At 37.3% G+C, this 16960-nt stretch carries 15 protein-coding genes and 1 pseudogene; 1 reads left to right on the top strand and 15 read right to left on the bottom strand.

Annotated elements, in window-relative coordinates:
- Positions 1-107: 107 nt before the first annotated feature.
- From CSV79_RS10805 to CSV79_RS17425, 4 genes and pseudogenes are all read right to left on the bottom strand, one after another.
- Positions 108-899, bottom strand: a complete 792-nt coding sequence (locus CSV79_RS10805; protein ID WP_099689066.1) for an enoyl-CoA hydratase/isomerase family protein — start codon at positions 897-899, stop codon at positions 108-110.
- Positions 900-923: 24 nt separating this feature from the next.
- Positions 924-2495, bottom strand: a complete 1572-nt coding sequence (locus CSV79_RS10800) for a long-chain-fatty-acid--CoA ligase (RefSeq protein WP_099689065.1) — start codon at positions 2493-2495, stop codon at positions 924-926.
- 27 nt (positions 2496-2522) lie between these two features.
- Positions 2523-3668: an acyl-CoA dehydrogenase family protein gene (locus CSV79_RS10795; protein WP_099689064.1), complete on the bottom strand. Its 1146-nt coding sequence runs from the start codon at positions 3666-3668 to the stop codon at positions 2523-2525.
- Positions 3669-4070: 402 nt separating this feature from the next.
- Positions 4071-4298 (bottom strand): annotated as a pseudogene (locus tag CSV79_RS17425) (acyl-CoA dehydrogenase family protein); the annotation flags it as partial.
- Between the two features lie 247 nt (positions 4299-4545).
- On the opposite strand from CSV79_RS17425, the gene CSV79_RS10785 reads away from it, so the two are divergent.
- Entirely contained in the window at positions 4546-5454 is a 909-nt protein-coding gene (locus tag CSV79_RS10785; protein ID WP_158232514.1) for a LysR family transcriptional regulator, read from the top strand.
- A gap of 82 nt (positions 5455-5536) precedes the next feature.
- On the opposite strand, the gene CSV79_RS10780 is transcribed toward CSV79_RS10785, so the two are convergent.
- The 11 genes from CSV79_RS10780 to CSV79_RS10735 all read right to left on the bottom strand — a co-directional run.
- Positions 5537-6424 (bottom strand): ABC transporter permease, encoded by an 888-nt coding sequence (locus CSV79_RS10780; protein ID WP_099689062.1) that lies wholly within the window; start codon positions 6422-6424, stop codon positions 5537-5539.
- 16 nt (positions 6425-6440) lie between these two features.
- Complete coding sequence (locus tag CSV79_RS10775) at positions 6441-7445, bottom strand: ABC transporter permease (protein ID WP_099689061.1); 1005 nt, start codon at positions 7443-7445, stop codon at positions 6441-6443.
- A 20-nt stretch (positions 7446-7465) separates the two neighbouring features.
- Positions 7466-8443 (bottom strand): ABC transporter ATP-binding protein, encoded by a 978-nt coding sequence (locus CSV79_RS10770; RefSeq protein ID WP_099689060.1) that lies wholly within the window; start codon positions 8441-8443, stop codon positions 7466-7468.
- Positions 8391-9416, bottom strand: a complete 1026-nt coding sequence (locus tag CSV79_RS10765; RefSeq protein WP_099689059.1) for an ABC transporter ATP-binding protein — start codon at positions 9414-9416, stop codon at positions 8391-8393. The genes CSV79_RS10770 and CSV79_RS10765 overlap by 53 nt, the downstream gene beginning before the upstream one ends.
- Before the next feature lie 24 nt (positions 9417-9440).
- Positions 9441-9575, bottom strand: coding sequence for a hypothetical protein (locus CSV79_RS17305; protein WP_255407437.1), 135 nt, complete (start codon positions 9573-9575; stop codon positions 9441-9443).
- 396 nt (positions 9576-9971) lie between these two features.
- Positions 9972-11195 carry a CaiB/BaiF CoA transferase family protein gene (locus CSV79_RS10760; protein ID WP_158232513.1) on the bottom strand — a complete coding sequence of 408 codons (1224 nt, stop codon included), beginning with the start codon at positions 11193-11195 and terminating at the stop codon, positions 9972-9974.
- A gap of 35 nt (positions 11196-11230) precedes the next feature.
- Positions 11231-12859 carry an ABC transporter substrate-binding protein gene (locus CSV79_RS10755; protein ID WP_099689057.1) on the bottom strand — a complete coding sequence of 543 codons (1629 nt, stop codon included), beginning with the start codon at positions 12857-12859 and terminating at the stop codon, positions 11231-11233.
- An 82-nt stretch (positions 12860-12941) separates the two neighbouring features.
- Positions 12942-13274, bottom strand: a complete 333-nt coding sequence (locus tag CSV79_RS10750; RefSeq protein ID WP_233201424.1) for a thioredoxin family protein — start codon at positions 13272-13274, stop codon at positions 12942-12944.
- On the bottom strand, positions 13252-14250 hold the full coding sequence (locus tag CSV79_RS10745; RefSeq protein ID WP_099689055.1) for an amidohydrolase family protein: 999 nt from the start codon (positions 14248-14250) through the stop codon (positions 13252-13254). The genes CSV79_RS10750 and CSV79_RS10745 overlap by 23 nt, the downstream gene beginning before the upstream one ends.
- Positions 14251-14279: 29 nt before the next feature.
- Positions 14280-15647: a phenylacetate--CoA ligase family protein gene (locus CSV79_RS10740; RefSeq protein WP_099689054.1), complete on the bottom strand. Its 1368-nt coding sequence runs from the start codon at positions 15645-15647 to the stop codon at positions 14280-14282.
- Positions 15648-16444: 797 nt separating this feature from the next.
- A partial coding sequence (locus CSV79_RS10735; protein WP_143560563.1) for an HNH endonuclease signature motif containing protein occupies positions 16445-16960 on the bottom strand: 516 nt, incomplete at its 5' end.

Below are 16960 nucleotides of genomic sequence, written 5' to 3'. Positions count from 1 at the left end.
CAATGCTTTAATGTTAATTCCTTCATTTTCTATACTAGGAATGAGCATATCTGAATGAACCTTTGAAAATATATCTTTGCTCATTGGGACACTCTTTTAGCATGTACTTAGCTGAAAACTGGGGTACGTTTTTCGAAAAATGCATCGGTTCCTTCTTTAAAGTCTACTGATTCAAAGCACATCGCTTGTGCAAAACCTTCTAGTTCTAGCGTTTTTCCGATTTCATCCAGCACACTTCTATTTGCTACCCTCTTCGTCAGACCCATTGCAAGTGCGGGTCCTTTTGCTAACTCGGAAGCTATTGATTGCACCTGTTCTTGCAATTTTTCACTAGGCACCACATGATTTGCGATTCCCATGTCTAACGCTTGATCTGCCGTTAACTTTCCACCAGTAAGCATCAACTCTAATGCGCGGTGTCGACCAATCAAACTAGGTAAAAAGTAAAGAGAACCTAAATCAGGAATCAAACCGACCTTCACAAAACTTTGAATAAACGTACTTGAATCTGACATGATCACCACGTCACAAGCTAATGCCAAACTAACACCAGCACCTGCTGCCACCCCATTAACAGCTGCAATCACTGGTTTCTCTAAATTTAAAACCGAATAAATCATATCGTGGCCTGCTTGCAATCTTTTTCTCCCTGCTTCTGCAGTAATTCCTTTTAATGAACGTAAATCACCACCAGCAGAGAATGCTTTTCCTTCCCCTGTCAGAACGATTACTTTTACGTCAGAATCAGTTTTAACTTCCGTAAAAAAACTTCTGATTTCTTCCCTCATTTCTGGACTTAGTGCATTCCTAACCTCTGGCTGATTAAGTTTCACTACACTTACGCGATCTTTAACTTGGACTGTAATATATTTATAGTGCGCATATTTGCTAGACTCCATTTCATCCCCCCACTTCTGACTATCTTACGTAAGTAGTCTTTTAAGTACTTTTCCAACTGTATTTCTAGGTAGCTCCCCAATAATTTCAAATTGCTTGGGAACTTTATAGCGCGTCAATTTTAGATAGCAGTATTCTATAATCGCATCCATATCAAGTGTTGTATCTTCTTTTGGTACAATAAATGCTTTCACTAGTTCTTCAGTGTTTGATTTTTGTACGCCAATTACGGCTACTTCTTGAATGCCAGGAAATTCATATAAGACTTCTTCTATTTCTTGCGGATAAATATTGAATCCATCGATTATTATGAGTTCTTTTTTTCTACCGACGATAAAAAAGTATCCATCTTCGTCCATCAATGCTAGATCACCGGTATGTAACCAACCATTTTGCAGTACTTTTTTTGTTTCACTTGCATTGTTCAAATAACCTTTCATAATTTGCGGTCCCTTAATGAGTAGCTCCCCCACTAGGTTGCAACCTAATGCCTGACCGTTTTCATCTATAATTTTGCAATCCGTATCTCGTATTGGAATGCCTATACTACCTATTTTTGGATTTCCTACTGGTGGATTGCGATGCGTAGTCGGTGAAGCTTCAGATAAACCAAAACCTTCAGCAATAACCACACCAGTTAACTGTTTAAACCGCTTAATAATTTCAATAGGTAACGGAGCGGATCCACAAGTACAATTCTTCAAACAACTTAAATCATATTGATGAACGTCAGGGTAACTTATGAGCGCATTGTACATTTTAGGTACGCCCGGAAAGAATGAAGGTTTATACTTTTGTATGTTTTCAAGTACATTTCGAACATCAAACGTAGGAATTAAAAGTATTGCAGCGCCTATATAAATACCTAAGTTCATGGCACTTGTCATGGCATAGACATGGTATAGAGGTGTCGCTGTTAGAATGACCTCTTCTTCAGTAATTTCTTTACCATACATTTCAAACCCTTGAGCAACATTGGAAGTAAGATTGGAATGGGTAAGCATGACACCTTTCATCTCACCGCCAGTACCGCCCGTATATTGAATAACTGCTACATCCTCATCGGGATTAATTGTTTCTACCGTCTGGATCTCGGCACCCGATTCGATTAAGGAATAAATTGATACCAATTCTTCTTGTTCGTTTTCGATTGTAAAACATTGAGTAAATGTATATTCCTTACTTACTAATTGAACTGTTGTACTAGCTGTTTTATCAAATACCATATACTGCATGTGAGAGTCCTCTATAATTCTCATCAATTCACGGGTGGTATATAAAGGATTAACCTGTACAACAAGTAGCCCCAATGCATGTGCAGCATAGTAAGTGATTATATACAGAGGATGATTAGCCATCATTAGACCGATTCGATCCCCTTTTTTCAATCCACTTTGTCGCCACTTTCCAGCTAATTTATCTACTGATTTTTTTAAACTTGAATAGGTTATTAACTCATCTTGAAAGATAATAGCGGTACGTTCAGGATACGTAGCGGCTGTATTTTCAAGTAAATTATAGATAGATCTTGAAGATTCAGTTGATGTTGGACGCTCAGTCATCCACTGTAACCAAGGCTTATTCACTACTTTCTCCATTTCTATCACACTCCAGTTAGTGAGTAATTATGCTTCCAATAACTTTCTCGCAATAATCAAACGCTGGATTTCATTTGTTCCTTCATATATCTTCGTTATTCGTGCATCACGGTAAAATCTTTCAATTGGATACTCCCCGACATAGCCCATTCCACCATGAATCTGTACGGCTTTATCGGCAACTCTATTAAAAACATCCGAAGCAAATAACTTTGCCATTGAAGCTTCTTTTATCGCTTTCTCCCCATTGTCGATCATATGCGCCGCTTTTAACGTTAGCATTCGAGCAGCTTCTGTTTCAGTTGCCATATCTGCAAGCATCCACTGAATCGCTTGGTTATCAGCTATTGGCTTACCAAACTGAATACGCTCTTTCGCATATGCTGTTGACATTTCAATCAACTTATCACATGAACCTACCGCCCTTGCAGCTAAGCCCACACGTCCTTCACCTAATATTTTCAAGGCAGACATATAACCCATTCCCACTTCGCCAATCACATTTTCATCAGGTACTTCACAATTATCAAATATGAGCTGAGCAGTGTAAGAGCCTCTTAAACCCATTTTTTTATCCACTTTCCCAACCGTAAAACCTGGAAAGCCTTTTTCAATAAGAAAAGCAGTAATTCCACCTTTTGCTCCCTTTTCCTTATCAGTTACTGCAAATACGGTAAACACATCAGCTATCGGTGCATTTGTAATAAAATGTTTAGTTCCGTTAACTAACCATTTTCCTCCATGCTTTACTGCATTCGTAGATAAATTAGTTGCATCTGATCCTGCACCTGGTTCGGATAATGCAAACGCAGCAATTTTCTTGCCAGAAGCTAATGATGGTAAAAACTTTTCTTTTAAATAAGGAGAAGCTAATTGAACTAGTCCTGTACTTCCAATGCCGGTATGCGCGCTAATTAAACTAACAAACCCATTATGCGTTCGACCCAGTTGTTCTAATATGATGGCTTTACCAACTGTGTTTAACCCTATGCCTCCATACTCTTCTGGTATACTTAAACCAAATAATCCAAGCTCTTTAGCTTCATCTATTACATGTTGAGGAATTTTATCGTCATCTTCAATTTGCTGTGCATATGGTTCTACTTTTTTTTCAACATAGTTTCTTACCATCATTTTCATTTGCTCAACTTCCGGATCCTTTGTAATAAACATAACTATCCCTCACTTTAAATTTTTTTATGAATAATAACTCCAAGTAGGCATCATTTTATTTAATATTTTATCTTCTCGGTAGCCAAGCACAAATTCCGCCCGCATCACAGTGTGTATTTCACAGGTTCCTTCATAGATACCAGGTGCCTTTGAGATATTATCCCAATTTACGTAAACGGTAAATACTGATATACCTTAATGCTTTAGCGATTTGTCACCCGTGTATGCAAATACTAAAAAAGTTATTTACAATGCCACATATAGGAATCAAAATATTCCGACTCCTGCAGATGTAATGATCTTCATTTTTTCTAACTGTCGTTCGCATCAAGGCTACATCAGATCCTGCACCTGACTTAGTTAACCAAAACACACCGATTTTCTCTCCCTTTGCTTGTGGAACTAAATGTTTCTGCATTTGCTCTTCATTTCCCCACTGTAAAATAGACAGGCTATTTTACCCGATGTGAACAAATACTGCAGTACGGAAAGTCGTGTCTCCATGGTCCAGTTCTTCACAAACAATTGCAGGGAGTTATAATTCATTCCACTACCGCCATAACTTTTCGGAATGCAAACACCCATCATGCCTAGGTCAGCCAGTCTTTTCAAAATATTTGGATCTAACTTACCATCACGATCCTATTTTCCTATATGGGGCATAATCTCTTGATCAACAACTCCCTTAACTGTACTTCGCAACATGTTCTGCTCTTCAGTGTGTGTAAAATCCATTTTTCAATCTCTCCTTCAAAATTTAGTCTAAAAACCTATAAGTAAGCTTTTTAATGATCTTTGTAAGTTACTTAGTTACCTATGACACTATTTGCATGGTAAGATAAGGGTTAACTTATAATTTCCGGTGAGGTGGAATCATTTGAGGATAGAACAATTAGAGTACATTTCGTCCGTAGCAAAAACGAATTCATTTTCTAAAACCGCACAGGAGTTACACGTATCTCAACCCGCCATTAGTCAATCGATAATAAGATTAGAGCGCGAATTAGGTATTAATATTTTCGAACGATCTTCTTCAGGCGTTAATCCAACAACTGAGGGAAAGGTAATTATTCAAAATGCTGTAGATATACTGACTAAGTTGGATGAACTAAGGCTCAATGCGGATAGTTTCAAAAACTTAAAGAAAAAAGAATTAAAAATAGGTTTAGTATCGGGATTACATCTACCATTTTTGCCTGATATATTATCGGAATTAAAAAATAAATTTCCTAACCAGCAAGTTTCATTCCGTGAAATGAGTTCATTAAAAATTCTTGAAGCTACAATTAATAACCAACTTGATATTGGCATTCTGGCAATTTATGAAAAGACACTAAGGCATCAAAATATCGTTAAATTTCGCAATTTTTACAAAATTGTATTTTTTGTTTTTGTAGATCAATATTCACCTTTAGCCTCTTTTGAGTCGATATCTCCTTATAATTTAAAAGACCATACATTTGTCATGTATAATGCTGAGTTTATGAATTGGTATTTCGAAAAATTTAATAATCAGTTTGGTCCTTTTGATGTTTTATTTACTTCAAACAATATTGAAACTATTAGGGAGTCTGTTAGAAAAGGATTAGCAATTACCATAGATACAGAAGGAGAACTGTTGAATAATCCATTCGTTAAAACAGGTGAAATAATTCCCATCCCCTTCCAATTCGATATGCCCGATAGTAACTATTTAGGTTTAGTTGAATTGAAAAATCAATCTGCTTCTATTGAAGTAAATACACTTATTAATGCCTTTGATACAAAGTTTAAAGAAATGTATTAGAGTAGTATTTATAGTCGGTGATACGTTAATATTTCTACAATTGGATCTAATCCAGTCGTAGAAATATTTACAGTGAACGATTTTATTTCATCTTCGGATCCAATGCATCACGTAAACCATCTCCAAACATATTAAAACCAACAACAGTTAACATAATTGCAAAGCCTGGGAATAGTAATGTCCAAGGTGCCACTGTTAAAAACTGTCTTGAATCCGCTAACATTTTACCCCATTCCGGTTCTCCCGGTTGTGCACCTAGACCTAGGAATCCCAAGGCCGCAGCCTCCAAAATTGCAGTTGCAATCCCTAATGTGCCTTGAACAATGATTGGTGTGATTGAATTCGGAAGTATGTGTTGAAATAAAATCCGAATATCGGACATTCCAGTTGATCTTGCAGACATAATATACTCTTCCTCTTTCACGCTTAATACACGTGAACGGATTAAACGTCCATACGTAGGTATATTAATAATCGCGATCGCTATTAAAGCATTAAATAAACTAGGTCCTAAAATAGCAACAATTGCAATAGCAAGAAGAATACTAGGAAAAGCAAGCATAATGTCAAAAAAGCGAGAAATAACGGAGTCAGCCCATTTTCCATAAAATCCAGCGATTAGTCCTAATAGACAACCTACTATTATCGAACCGATGACAGAGAAAAATCCAATCCAAAGTGATATTCTTGCACCGTAAACGATTCTACTAAAAATATCTCTACCTTGGTCATCCGTTCCAAACCAATGTTCTGCACTAGGTGGTACTAATGTTCGTTCTGGATAAAAACCATCAAATGGATACGATGTAATAAGCGGTGCTAAAATACCTACCATAATAAAAAATAGAACAATCGCTAAACCAAACATAGCGGCACGCTGCCTTTTAATTCTATTCCATCCCTTTAACCATAGCGGTTTTTTTGAAGATTTTATTACAAAGGGCTGAATTTCTTTTGTTGAAGTTTCCACAGTCCTTCCTCCCTTCTTAACGATACTTAATACGCGGATCTAATTGTGCATAGAGTAAATCTACGAACAAGTTTACGAACACAAAAATGGTTGATACTATTAAGATTCCGGACTGAATTACTGGGTAATCTCTGGAACCGATCGCATCATATATATAACGACCGATACCTGGCCAACCAAAAATAGTCTCAGTTAGTACTGCGCCTCCCAATAACAAGCCTACTAACATTCCTATAATAGTTAGTACAGGTGCAAACGCATTTTTTAATGCATGCTTATATAAAATCTTTAACTCTGACAATCCTTTTGCCCTTGCTGTACGAACATAATCAGCATTTAATACTTCAAGCATACTGGATCGTGTAATTCTAGCTATAATAGCCATAGGTATGGTTCCAAGTGCAATTCCTGGCAATAGTAAATGTTTAAACGCATCTACAAATCCTGGCCAATTCCCCCGAATAGTCGTATCAAGCAAAAGTATTCCTGTAATGACCTCAACTGGTTCCCTTGCATTTATGCGACCAGTCGACGGTAACCAGCCTAACTTTTCTGCAAAAATCCATTGTTCCATTAAACCTAGCCAAAAGACTGGCATAGACACACCAATTAATGCAATCAACATAGCAGAGTAATCAAACCATGAAGCTCTTCTCCAAGCCGCTAAAATACCTGCATTGACCCCAACAATAATCGCTATAACCATACTAATGATCATTAACTCAACCGTTGCCATTAAATAGGGTGTTATTTCTTCTGAGATCGGCTTCTTCGTTTTTAAGGATGTTCCTAAATCACCAGTTACTATGTCTTTTACGTATGTAGCATATTGTGTAGTAATTGGTTTATCCAAGCCCATCTCAGCTTTCAACTCCGCAACGGCTTCTGGTGTCGCTTGGTCTCCCAATATAACTGTTGCTGGATCCCCTGGAATGGCATGGATTATAGCAAATACAACAATAGACATTCCAAGTAAAACTGGAATGAGTTGTAATAAACGGCGTGTTATATAGGATTTCATATTTACAAACACCTCCTTTTTTAGACCTGTTCGTTATATAAATGACAGGCCACAAAATGCCCATCTCCTACATCTCGCAATTCAGGTTGAACCATTTTACACTCTGGCTTAGCGGCGAAACACCTTGGATGAAATGCACATCCAGTGGGTGGGTTTGCTGGACTTGGCATATCCCCTTTAAGTACAATTCTTTCTTGTCGATTTTCTGAACTAATCGTTGGTGATGCTGATAACAAGGCTTGCGTATATGGATGTAGTGGTTTTGCATACACACTATCCTTTGTGCCTTGTTCAATTATTTTACCTAAATACATGACACCGATTTTATCGCTAATATGTTTGACTACGCTTAGATCATGAGATATAAACAAGTAGGTTAGCCCAAGCTCCCGTTGCAATTTACGTAGTAAATTTAAAACTTGCGATTGAATAGATACATCTAGTGCAGATACAGCTTCATCCGCAATAATGATTTTAGGATTTAGGGCCAATGCACGTGCAATTCCAACACGTTGCCGCTGTCCACCTGAAAACTCATGTGGATAACGCGTTGAATGATAAGCATGTAATCCTACTAACTCTAAAAGTTCATGGACTCGTTGTTTTCTTGCTTTTGAGTCCAAATTACTATTAACAATTAACGGTTCTTCTATTATTTTACCTACGGATTTTCTTGGATTAAGTGAAGCAAACGGATCTTGGAAAATAAGCTGGATATTTTTATAAACATTTCGCATTTCTTTTCTTGAATACTTAGAGATATCTTTGCCTCGAAATATCACTTCCCCATCAGTTGGGTCTATCAATTTCATAATTGCCTTGCCAGTTGTTGACTTTCCACATCCAGATTCTCCAACAAGACCGAATGTTTCGTTTTCATAAATCGAGAAATTTACACCATCAATTGCTTTTACATATTTTTGTTCCTTTTCTAATAAACCTTTATCAATCGGAAAATGCAGCTTCAAGTTCTTCACTTCTAATAATGGTCGTTTCATTTTTTACCTCCTTTGCTAAAAAGCAGCGAGATTTCTGACTTGATTCAAAAACCATTAATTCGGGTTCTTCTTGCCTACACCGTTCAATTGCATACTGACATCTTGGAGCAAACTTACAACCCATTGGCATCTGTGACGGAATTGGAACATTCCCTTGAATCGTTTTCAACCATTCAACTTCTTCATCAATAGAGGGAATTGATTCAATTAGACCTTTTGTATAGGGATGTGAAGGTGATTCAAAGATTTCCTTCACACTGGCCTCCTCCACAATCCGACCTGCATACATAACCATTACGCGATCACACACTTCTGATACAACAGCGAGGTCATGTGTAATCATAAGTATGGAAGTATTACTTTCCTTTTTCAGCTTTTGTATCAGCTCAAGTATCTGTGCTTGTATCGTTACATCCAGAGCAGTAGTAGGCTCGTCAGCAATAAGTAATTTTGGTTTGCAGGCTAGTGCCATAGCAATCATTACTCTTTGACGCATACCCCCTGAAAGCTTATGAGGATACTCGTCTACCATTCTTTCAGCGTGCGGAATCCCTACTTCTGTCAATAAATCTATACTTCGTTTTCTAGCTTCTTTGCGTTTGATAGTATTATGTTGCCTTATTGCTTCTCCAATTTGATTTCCTATTGTGTAGCTTGGATTTAAGCTTGTCATAGGCTCTTGGAAAATCATTGCAATATCATTGCCCCGTATCGCTCGCATTTCCTTCGGTTTTAGCCCTACTAGCTCTTGTTCTCCAAACTTTATACTTCCCTCGACAATCTTACCTTTTTTATAAGGAAGTAAGTTCATTATGGAAAGAGCTGTTACGCTCTTTCCAGATCCAGATTCTCCCACGATACCAATTGTTTCACTTTCATTTACTGTGAACGATACACCATCAACAGAACGAACGACTCCCTCGTTTGTAAAGAAATGGGTCTTAAGATTAGAAACGGATAGCAATGTTTTCATGTAACAGCCCCCCTATTCATAGTCTTATTTTTCAATATAGACATCTTGTAAGCTTTCATAGCCTATCGCATGTGGAATATAGCCTTTTACATAAGCAGCACCAGCCATTGCACTTTCTATATGTGCTAGTGGAACTGTAGGTGCATCTTCATGTACCAATTCTTGTACTTTCTTATATAAAGCGTACGTTCCTCTTGATCCATCGTCTGTTGAGCTGAAGTTAGTAACTTATCAACCTCTTCATTTTTATATTCAGACAAGTTAGATGATGATTTTGAATGAAGCATTATATATAAAAAATTTGCCGTAATTACTTTAAATGAAGAGGAATTCCTTAGAAATAACTATCTGGAATCCCCCTTCTGATATCTTCCTCTGCTAGTTTAGGAACAGTTCTACCTACAGCATTAATAACTAGGTTGAGTTTTTAAATACATTCTAATGCTGCATTTTTCAGTTCTAGTTGCATTACATCCTTATTTTTCACTAATAAAACAAAATTCAAAGCGCAAAATATTGAATAACCAGAAAAATAAGTGTGTAATCTCCCCATTATTATTTAGTGTAAATAATTCCTTTAGACTCTAAATGGTTAATCTCTTGTTCACTGTACCCAAGCATTTCTTGTAAGACTAATGCATTATGCTCACCTATTTGCGGCTCGATCGGTGTGTCACCATTTCTAAGTCCGATATCGCTAGAAAAGAACTTAACTGGGAAATTGGGTAATTTAACATCTCCTAGTTTTGGATGTTTTACATCTACCACCATATTCCTTCCAATTAAATGAGGATCATTAATGAGGTCTTTAACATCTTTAACCTCACCTGCTGGGACATGTAAATCACTTAAAAAGGTTAGAACTTCATCGGACGTTCTTTCAAGTGCCCACTCCGCAAAAATTTCATTTAAATAATCAAGATCTTGAGCTCTTTTTGACATTGCGGTAGCATCTCCACCTTTGTACTCTTCCACAATATCTGCTCTTCCTATTTCATTAAAAATATTCGTAAATCGGTCTTCACCACTTGCGCAAACAATTATCCATTTGTCATCCTTTGTTTGGAAAGCATCCCATGGTGCACCGAAAGGGTCTTTATTTCCCCGGGCAGAAGTCGTTTCACCAGTCATACTCGTTTTTATTACGGTCTCTTCAAGAATAGAAAACACACTATCCATCATACTGACTTCAATACGTTGACCTTCCCCAGTATTATTTCTTTGGATGATTGCACTTAAGATTCCATTCGCCAAGTACACGCCCGATAAAGCATCCGCTACAGCTGGACCTGTTTTTAATGGTTGACCTCCTTCCAGACCATTCTGACTCATAAGACCACCCATCGCTTGAGCAATTCCATCAATACTTGGAAGATGCGAATAAGGTCCATCGCTACCAAACCCATTGAGTGAGGCATAGATGATCTTTGGATTCACTTCTTTTAAAGCTTGATAACCTAAACCTAGCTTCTCTAGCGTTCCAGCTACAAAGTTTTCAACAATAACATCAAATTGTTTAGCTAAGTCTAAAAATATTTGTTTTCCTTCTTCACTTTTTAAATTTAAAGAAATTGACTTCTTCCCTCTGTTTAACATAAAGAAGTAAGCGCTTACGTCCTCTTTAAATGGAGGTAAAAATCTAGATCGGTCTCCCGTAACAGGTCTTTCCACTTTAACAACTTCTGCACCTAAATCCTGGAGCATTAGCGTGGCGTACGGAGCTGAGAATACCCAGCTAAGATCAAGTACTTTCAAGTTTTCCAACGGCTTAGCAGTCATATCCCCTTCATCCCTCCTATTAAATTCCATCGTTTTTAATCTAGCGTAACATTCAACATGCTCTCAGCACCTGTTGGATGTGGGAAATACCCTTGCACATTAGGTCCACTAACTACTGCCTCTTTCACTTCTACCAATGGAACAAAGGGTGCATCTTCATGTACGATTTTCTGAACATCTTTATAAACCTTAGTTCTTTCCTCTTGATCCATAATCCCCTTTGCTTGCAACAATAGATCACTGACTTCATCATTTTTATAAAACATATGGTTTTGTGCCGATCCTACAACCGTATTATTTTTGCTAAGTGTGGAATAAAGGAAATTATCAGGGTCTCCGTTGTCACCAACCCATCCGATTAATCCCACAGAATGTTTGCCACTTCTTATTTTTTCGAGATATGTTGCCCATTCTAGCGTGACCACTTTAACGTTAATTCCAATCTTTTCAAAGCTAGATTTGATTGCTTCAACCATTTTTGTCGGTTGCTGCATATAGATCCGTGAGTTTGATGTTACCGAAAATTCAAGATCAAACCCGTTTGGATATCCCGCTTCAGTCAAAAGTGCTTTAGCTTTTTCCAAATCATAATCATAACCACTAATCTCATCGTTATAAGCCCAACTAGTTGAAGGTAGTAGATTTTTGACTGGATTTGCAAGACCGTAAAAATAAGCATCCGCAATCCCTTTTTTGTCTACGGCATGATTGATCGCCTGTCTGACTTTTACATTATCGAGAGGAGCTTTCATATTGTTAATTGACATATAACCAACATTAAGTGGTGGACGTAGTGTTACTTGTAAATCAGCATTCGCTTCAACAGATTTTAAGTCGGAAGGATTTAACCCTACCATAATATCTAGCTCCCCATTTTTCATGGCAGTAAATCTAGCTGTATTATCTGGTATTACCTTATAAATAATTTTGTCTAATTTAGGTAAGTCAGATACCCAATACTCTTTATTTTTTACAATAGTGATATTATCATTTGGGCTCCATGATACGAATGTAAATGGACCTGTACCCACTGGATTTTCGTTAATTTTTTGACCATATTTTTTCAATGCTTCTGGACTAATAATCCCAAATGCATGCATTGCTAAATTTGTAAGAAAAGTTGCTTGAGGTTCTGCCAATTTAAACTCAACAGTATTTTCGTCAAGTGCTGAAACACTTTCAATTGAACTTCCTTCTCCTTTAAAACCATTGAACATTGCACGATATACGGAGTATTCCCCACCATCACGATTGGGATGATTTTTATCCATCATACGCTCGAAATTATACACAACTGCATCGGCATTAAAGTCTGTACCATCATGGAATTTAACATTTTCTTGGAGATCAAAGGTCCATGTTTTTCCGTCTTCAGAAACATTCCACGTTTCAGCTAACGCTGGAACAATGTCAGTCGTTTCTTTTTCGAACTCTACCAATGTCTCATAAATATTCTTTGTTACTAACCAGGTCTCTATTTCATTTGAATTTTGGGGATCTAATGTATAACTGTCTGCGCCTCGACCAAACACTAAAGTTTTTTCTTTACCATCCGTGTTATTAGTACTTTCTCCACCAGCATTTGAATCTCCTTCATTAGTACATGCAACAAGTAAAAACGAGAGTAAGCTTACAGCAACTACCGACAATAGTCCTCTTCTCATAAAATCCCTCCGTCTACTAGAATCTTTTAAAGAATGACTAATAAACCGAAGTCTATTAGTCATCGAGCATGTAACTTTTTCGTTATTTTGCTACTTTAGAACGTTCTAAAAACGCTTCAATTTCTTCTTTTGTTCTACTATCGTTGCCAACCATATCAGCAATGATAGTACTATTTTGATAGGTTACAAAGCTTGGAATTCCCATTACATTAGCTGCTGCACATACTTCTTGCTGTGTATCCGGATTGACTTTATAGAAATCAAAGTCTTCCTTGTTTTTCTCCATAATTTCATCGAAAAACCCATCAATGAAGTTACAGTCAGGACACCAATCTGCTGAAAAGAATAGGACCGTCGCTTTCTTATTTGCTATTAACTCCGTATACTGCTCTTTACTTTGAATATGATTCATCATTATTCCCCCCACTAGTTATAGTTACTGGTAATTCAAGTTTGAATAATTTACTTGCGTTTTTCCAATAATACTTTTCTCGTACAGAATCCTTTAATGGCCATTCTTCAACCTCAGCCATAAACTCTTTAATTGGAATACCTAAAGTTAACCAATCTGATCCAAATACAATTTGATCTTGAATTAAGCTATTAGCATAATGAAGGAACATGTCCCATCCCGTATTTGGTTCCGCAATATAACGTGGTCTAAAAGCAGAAGTATCTACATGTAGATTTTTGTATTTCAATAGCATCGCCATCATGTCGGGTAACCAAGGCCAACCACCGTGCCCAGCGATAATTTTCAAATTTTTGAAATCCATTAGCGGTGCCTCTAAATTTGATGGATGGTCAATAAATACAGATGTTTCTCTATAATAATTAATAGAAGTATGAATCCAAATCGGAATATCCAATTCTTCACATAATGCATACAGCGGATAATACTTTCTATCATCAGCTTTTAAACCATGTTCATACGGGGGTATGACTACAGCCTTATATCCCTGTTCCGTTAACGCTTTTCTAACGACTTTCAAACTTTCTATTCCTTTATGCGGATTAAAACCAGCGTAAGCTATGAACCTATTTGGATACTTTTTTATAATTCCCGCAATATAGTCGTGATCAACCGGAGCTTCTGTACTATCTCGTCCGTAGTCCATATTATGAATGGCATGATAAGCAATATCTGAATCACTTAGCATTTTTAAAAATTTATCCATTGAGAAGTCTGTTTCTAACTTCGCGTAGACTTCTTTCAGAACTTCTTCCGCAGGCTTTAATGAAGCCTTTTCCATAAACTCTTCCTTTGACCATCCTGCTAATCGTGCCCATCGTTGACCAAATAACTTTCTGTACTCTTCATTTTTATGGTTAATTTCTAAGGAACTCTCAAATTGAAACTCAGGTAATGTGTTTGAACAATCGATAATCAACTGAATCTCCACCTTTACTATGCTAGTTTTTAATAGTTCGCTTCAAAAATTGGCGTTTTTGTTAAAGCCTTTTCCAATGTGCCTGGTTCGCACCATATAATATGGGGAGTGACTCTAACTTCATTATGAAGTGCGCTTTTTATTCTCTTCTCCAGATCTTCAAGCTTTTTACTATCAGTAATTCCTCCATGCTCCAGTTTTACTAGTAATGGTGGCACAACTCGAGGTGGTGGATTATTAAGAACAATTCTTAATTCACCTGTTATCTCTGGTATGAAATTAGATATAACTCTTTTTATAGCCGATGGATACACGTTAGCTCCTTTAATGATAAGCATATCGTCAGAACGCCCTATGAATTTCACCCTTTTTCCAGTGAATCCACATCCAGGACATTCGTTGGTGAAAACTTGTACAATATCTCCTGATGAATATCGAATTCTTGGTAGCGCTTTCAAATTAAATTCTGTTGCGATTAACTCACCTACTACGCCATCATAGATTTCAATAGGTTGTTTTGTTTCAGGGTCAATTAAGTCATTCGGGAATAAACTTAAATCCGGGGCCACACAATGAATGCCATGATATTCGTCCGAATCACATGAAAATCCTAGCTCACCTAAATAATCATAAATGCGACAGCCGTACGCTTCTTCAATTTTCTTCTTAATTTCTGGAACACCTACACCGATTTCTCCTACTGTAAAAATAGCTTGTAATCCTAATTCGCCTACTTCCATACCAATTTGCTCAGGCGCTTTATCGATTAGATGTTCAGCCAACGAAGGAGTCATCATCGCTGCAGTTGGTTTAGTCATTTTTGCATATTCCAAAATCATTTTACTTCCCGCTCGTACATCTACATCTATTGGTAGCACTCCATGAGATCGTATACCCCACAGGATAGAGGATGTGGCATAAATCCCCAGAGAGTGACTGAATAATAACCTCTCACCTGCTTGAATACCCCCGTAGTCTAACATGTGAGCAATATAACGATTTAAAAAGTTTATATCTGGTTCTGTGAATGTGTACGTAAACGTCGGATTACCCGACGTTCCACTTGTTGTCCCAGTAAAGACCACTTCATCAGGTGAGCTACATAAGTGAAGACCAAATGGATGTCCATATCGTTCCATAGACTCTTTTTGCGTCTCTCTTTCAATCGTTTTGTTAATAAATACCGGAAGCTTGTAGTAATCATCGAACGTTTTAATATCCTCTGGTCGTACACCAATTTCATCAAATCTAGCTTTATAAAACACGGAATTGCGATAGGCGTACTTTAACTGTTTCTTCAATAATTTAAATTGATATTCTTTTATTTCTTCCCCTGTCATTTGATTGAAGATTGGATTTGTATACTGAACCTTTTTTGCTTTCAATTTAGTTATCACAATATGCACTCCTCCACTTGTATTTTAAAAACTCCTTCAAAGAGAAAGGTCATTCGGAATTTTCTATATCTTCCGAACTCTTAACTTACCTTAATATTATCTAGAACTTTATGTAATGTAAAATACCGTTTGCTAATGTGGGTATAACCAAAATTTATAAGGAGCCAAAACTTAATGTTATACCCATTCGGTTATAGCAGGATCGGAAAAACAAAAATCTGATGCTCTTTTTTGGATATTGAAATTGATTTCTTAAGCGGTAGATTAATGGAGAAATGTCGTATAATGCGTCGGTGTAGCAAGCCAAATTATATGAACTTACAATGAGAACGCAAATGTGACCGTCACAGTAAGTCATTTTTCAAAGACTATTTGGACGTCCACTTTTTGATTACAATGCAAACAAGGTAAAGAAACAGGACCGCCTATCCATAGAGCGAGCGGTTGTTTAACAGATGTTTCTAAAGCCTTAACAGCCTGGTTTGTAAAAATTAGGTATGGCGCAATCGATGATTCTTTCTATTGTCTGCTTCCATTCCCATAAAGGAAACAGTTCATCAGTAGATGAATGAAGGCTATCATTTTATTTCTGTCAATCGTCTACTATACACGCGTGCACCCCACAGACGGAGATAGCTATGCATGCAACACAGCCAGACTTCCGCATAACTCCCTAGCTTTTCACGGAACTCAGACCCATTTCAGCCAAAACCCTACAAAAAATCCACTAGCAACTACACGCTAGTGGACTTAGAATAAAACTCTCTACTCCTTATACACATGCTTCTTATGCCATTTCAAAGAAGGCTTATTACACTTCTTCCGATTCGCACTAATCTTGCCATGCAGCCGTTATGATAAAGTGCGTCGTGGTTACGACAGAGTAGGATGCCGTTGTTTGGATCGCTGCGTTCATTAGTCGTGCTGTCTTTAGACGGTTTTGCGTAACTAGCTTGCAGTAGTTCAGGCAGCTCGATTTCGCACAGTACGCATTGATTGTGCCACAATGGCGAGAGTTCGTTTCGGAATCGTTGATGTCCTAGTCGTACTTTAGTTTTCTCTTCTGCTTCGGTTTCAGCGAGGTGTGGGGTAAGGAAATGGTGTTCCGTTTTCTGTACTGTTCCCATAACGAATTCCAATTGCTCTTCATCAATTTCATAGATGTTAAAGTCCGCGATTAGTTTGACAAGTTTAATCGTCAGTTCTTCGTTGCATGGAAAGAGATAGCCTTGATTTCCATTGGCATTGTCTTGAAACGGTGAATACTTTATCGGTAATAGTGGCTGAATTTCATTGAAAGAATCTGCAATCGT

The organism is Sporosarcina sp. P13, assembly GCF_002743055.1.
In the GTDB taxonomy this organism is placed as follows: Bacteria; Bacillota; Bacilli; order Bacillales_A; family Planococcaceae; genus Sporosarcina.
Note: the sequence above shows the minus strand (reverse complement) of the source record. Positions and strands in the feature narration are given on the sequence as shown.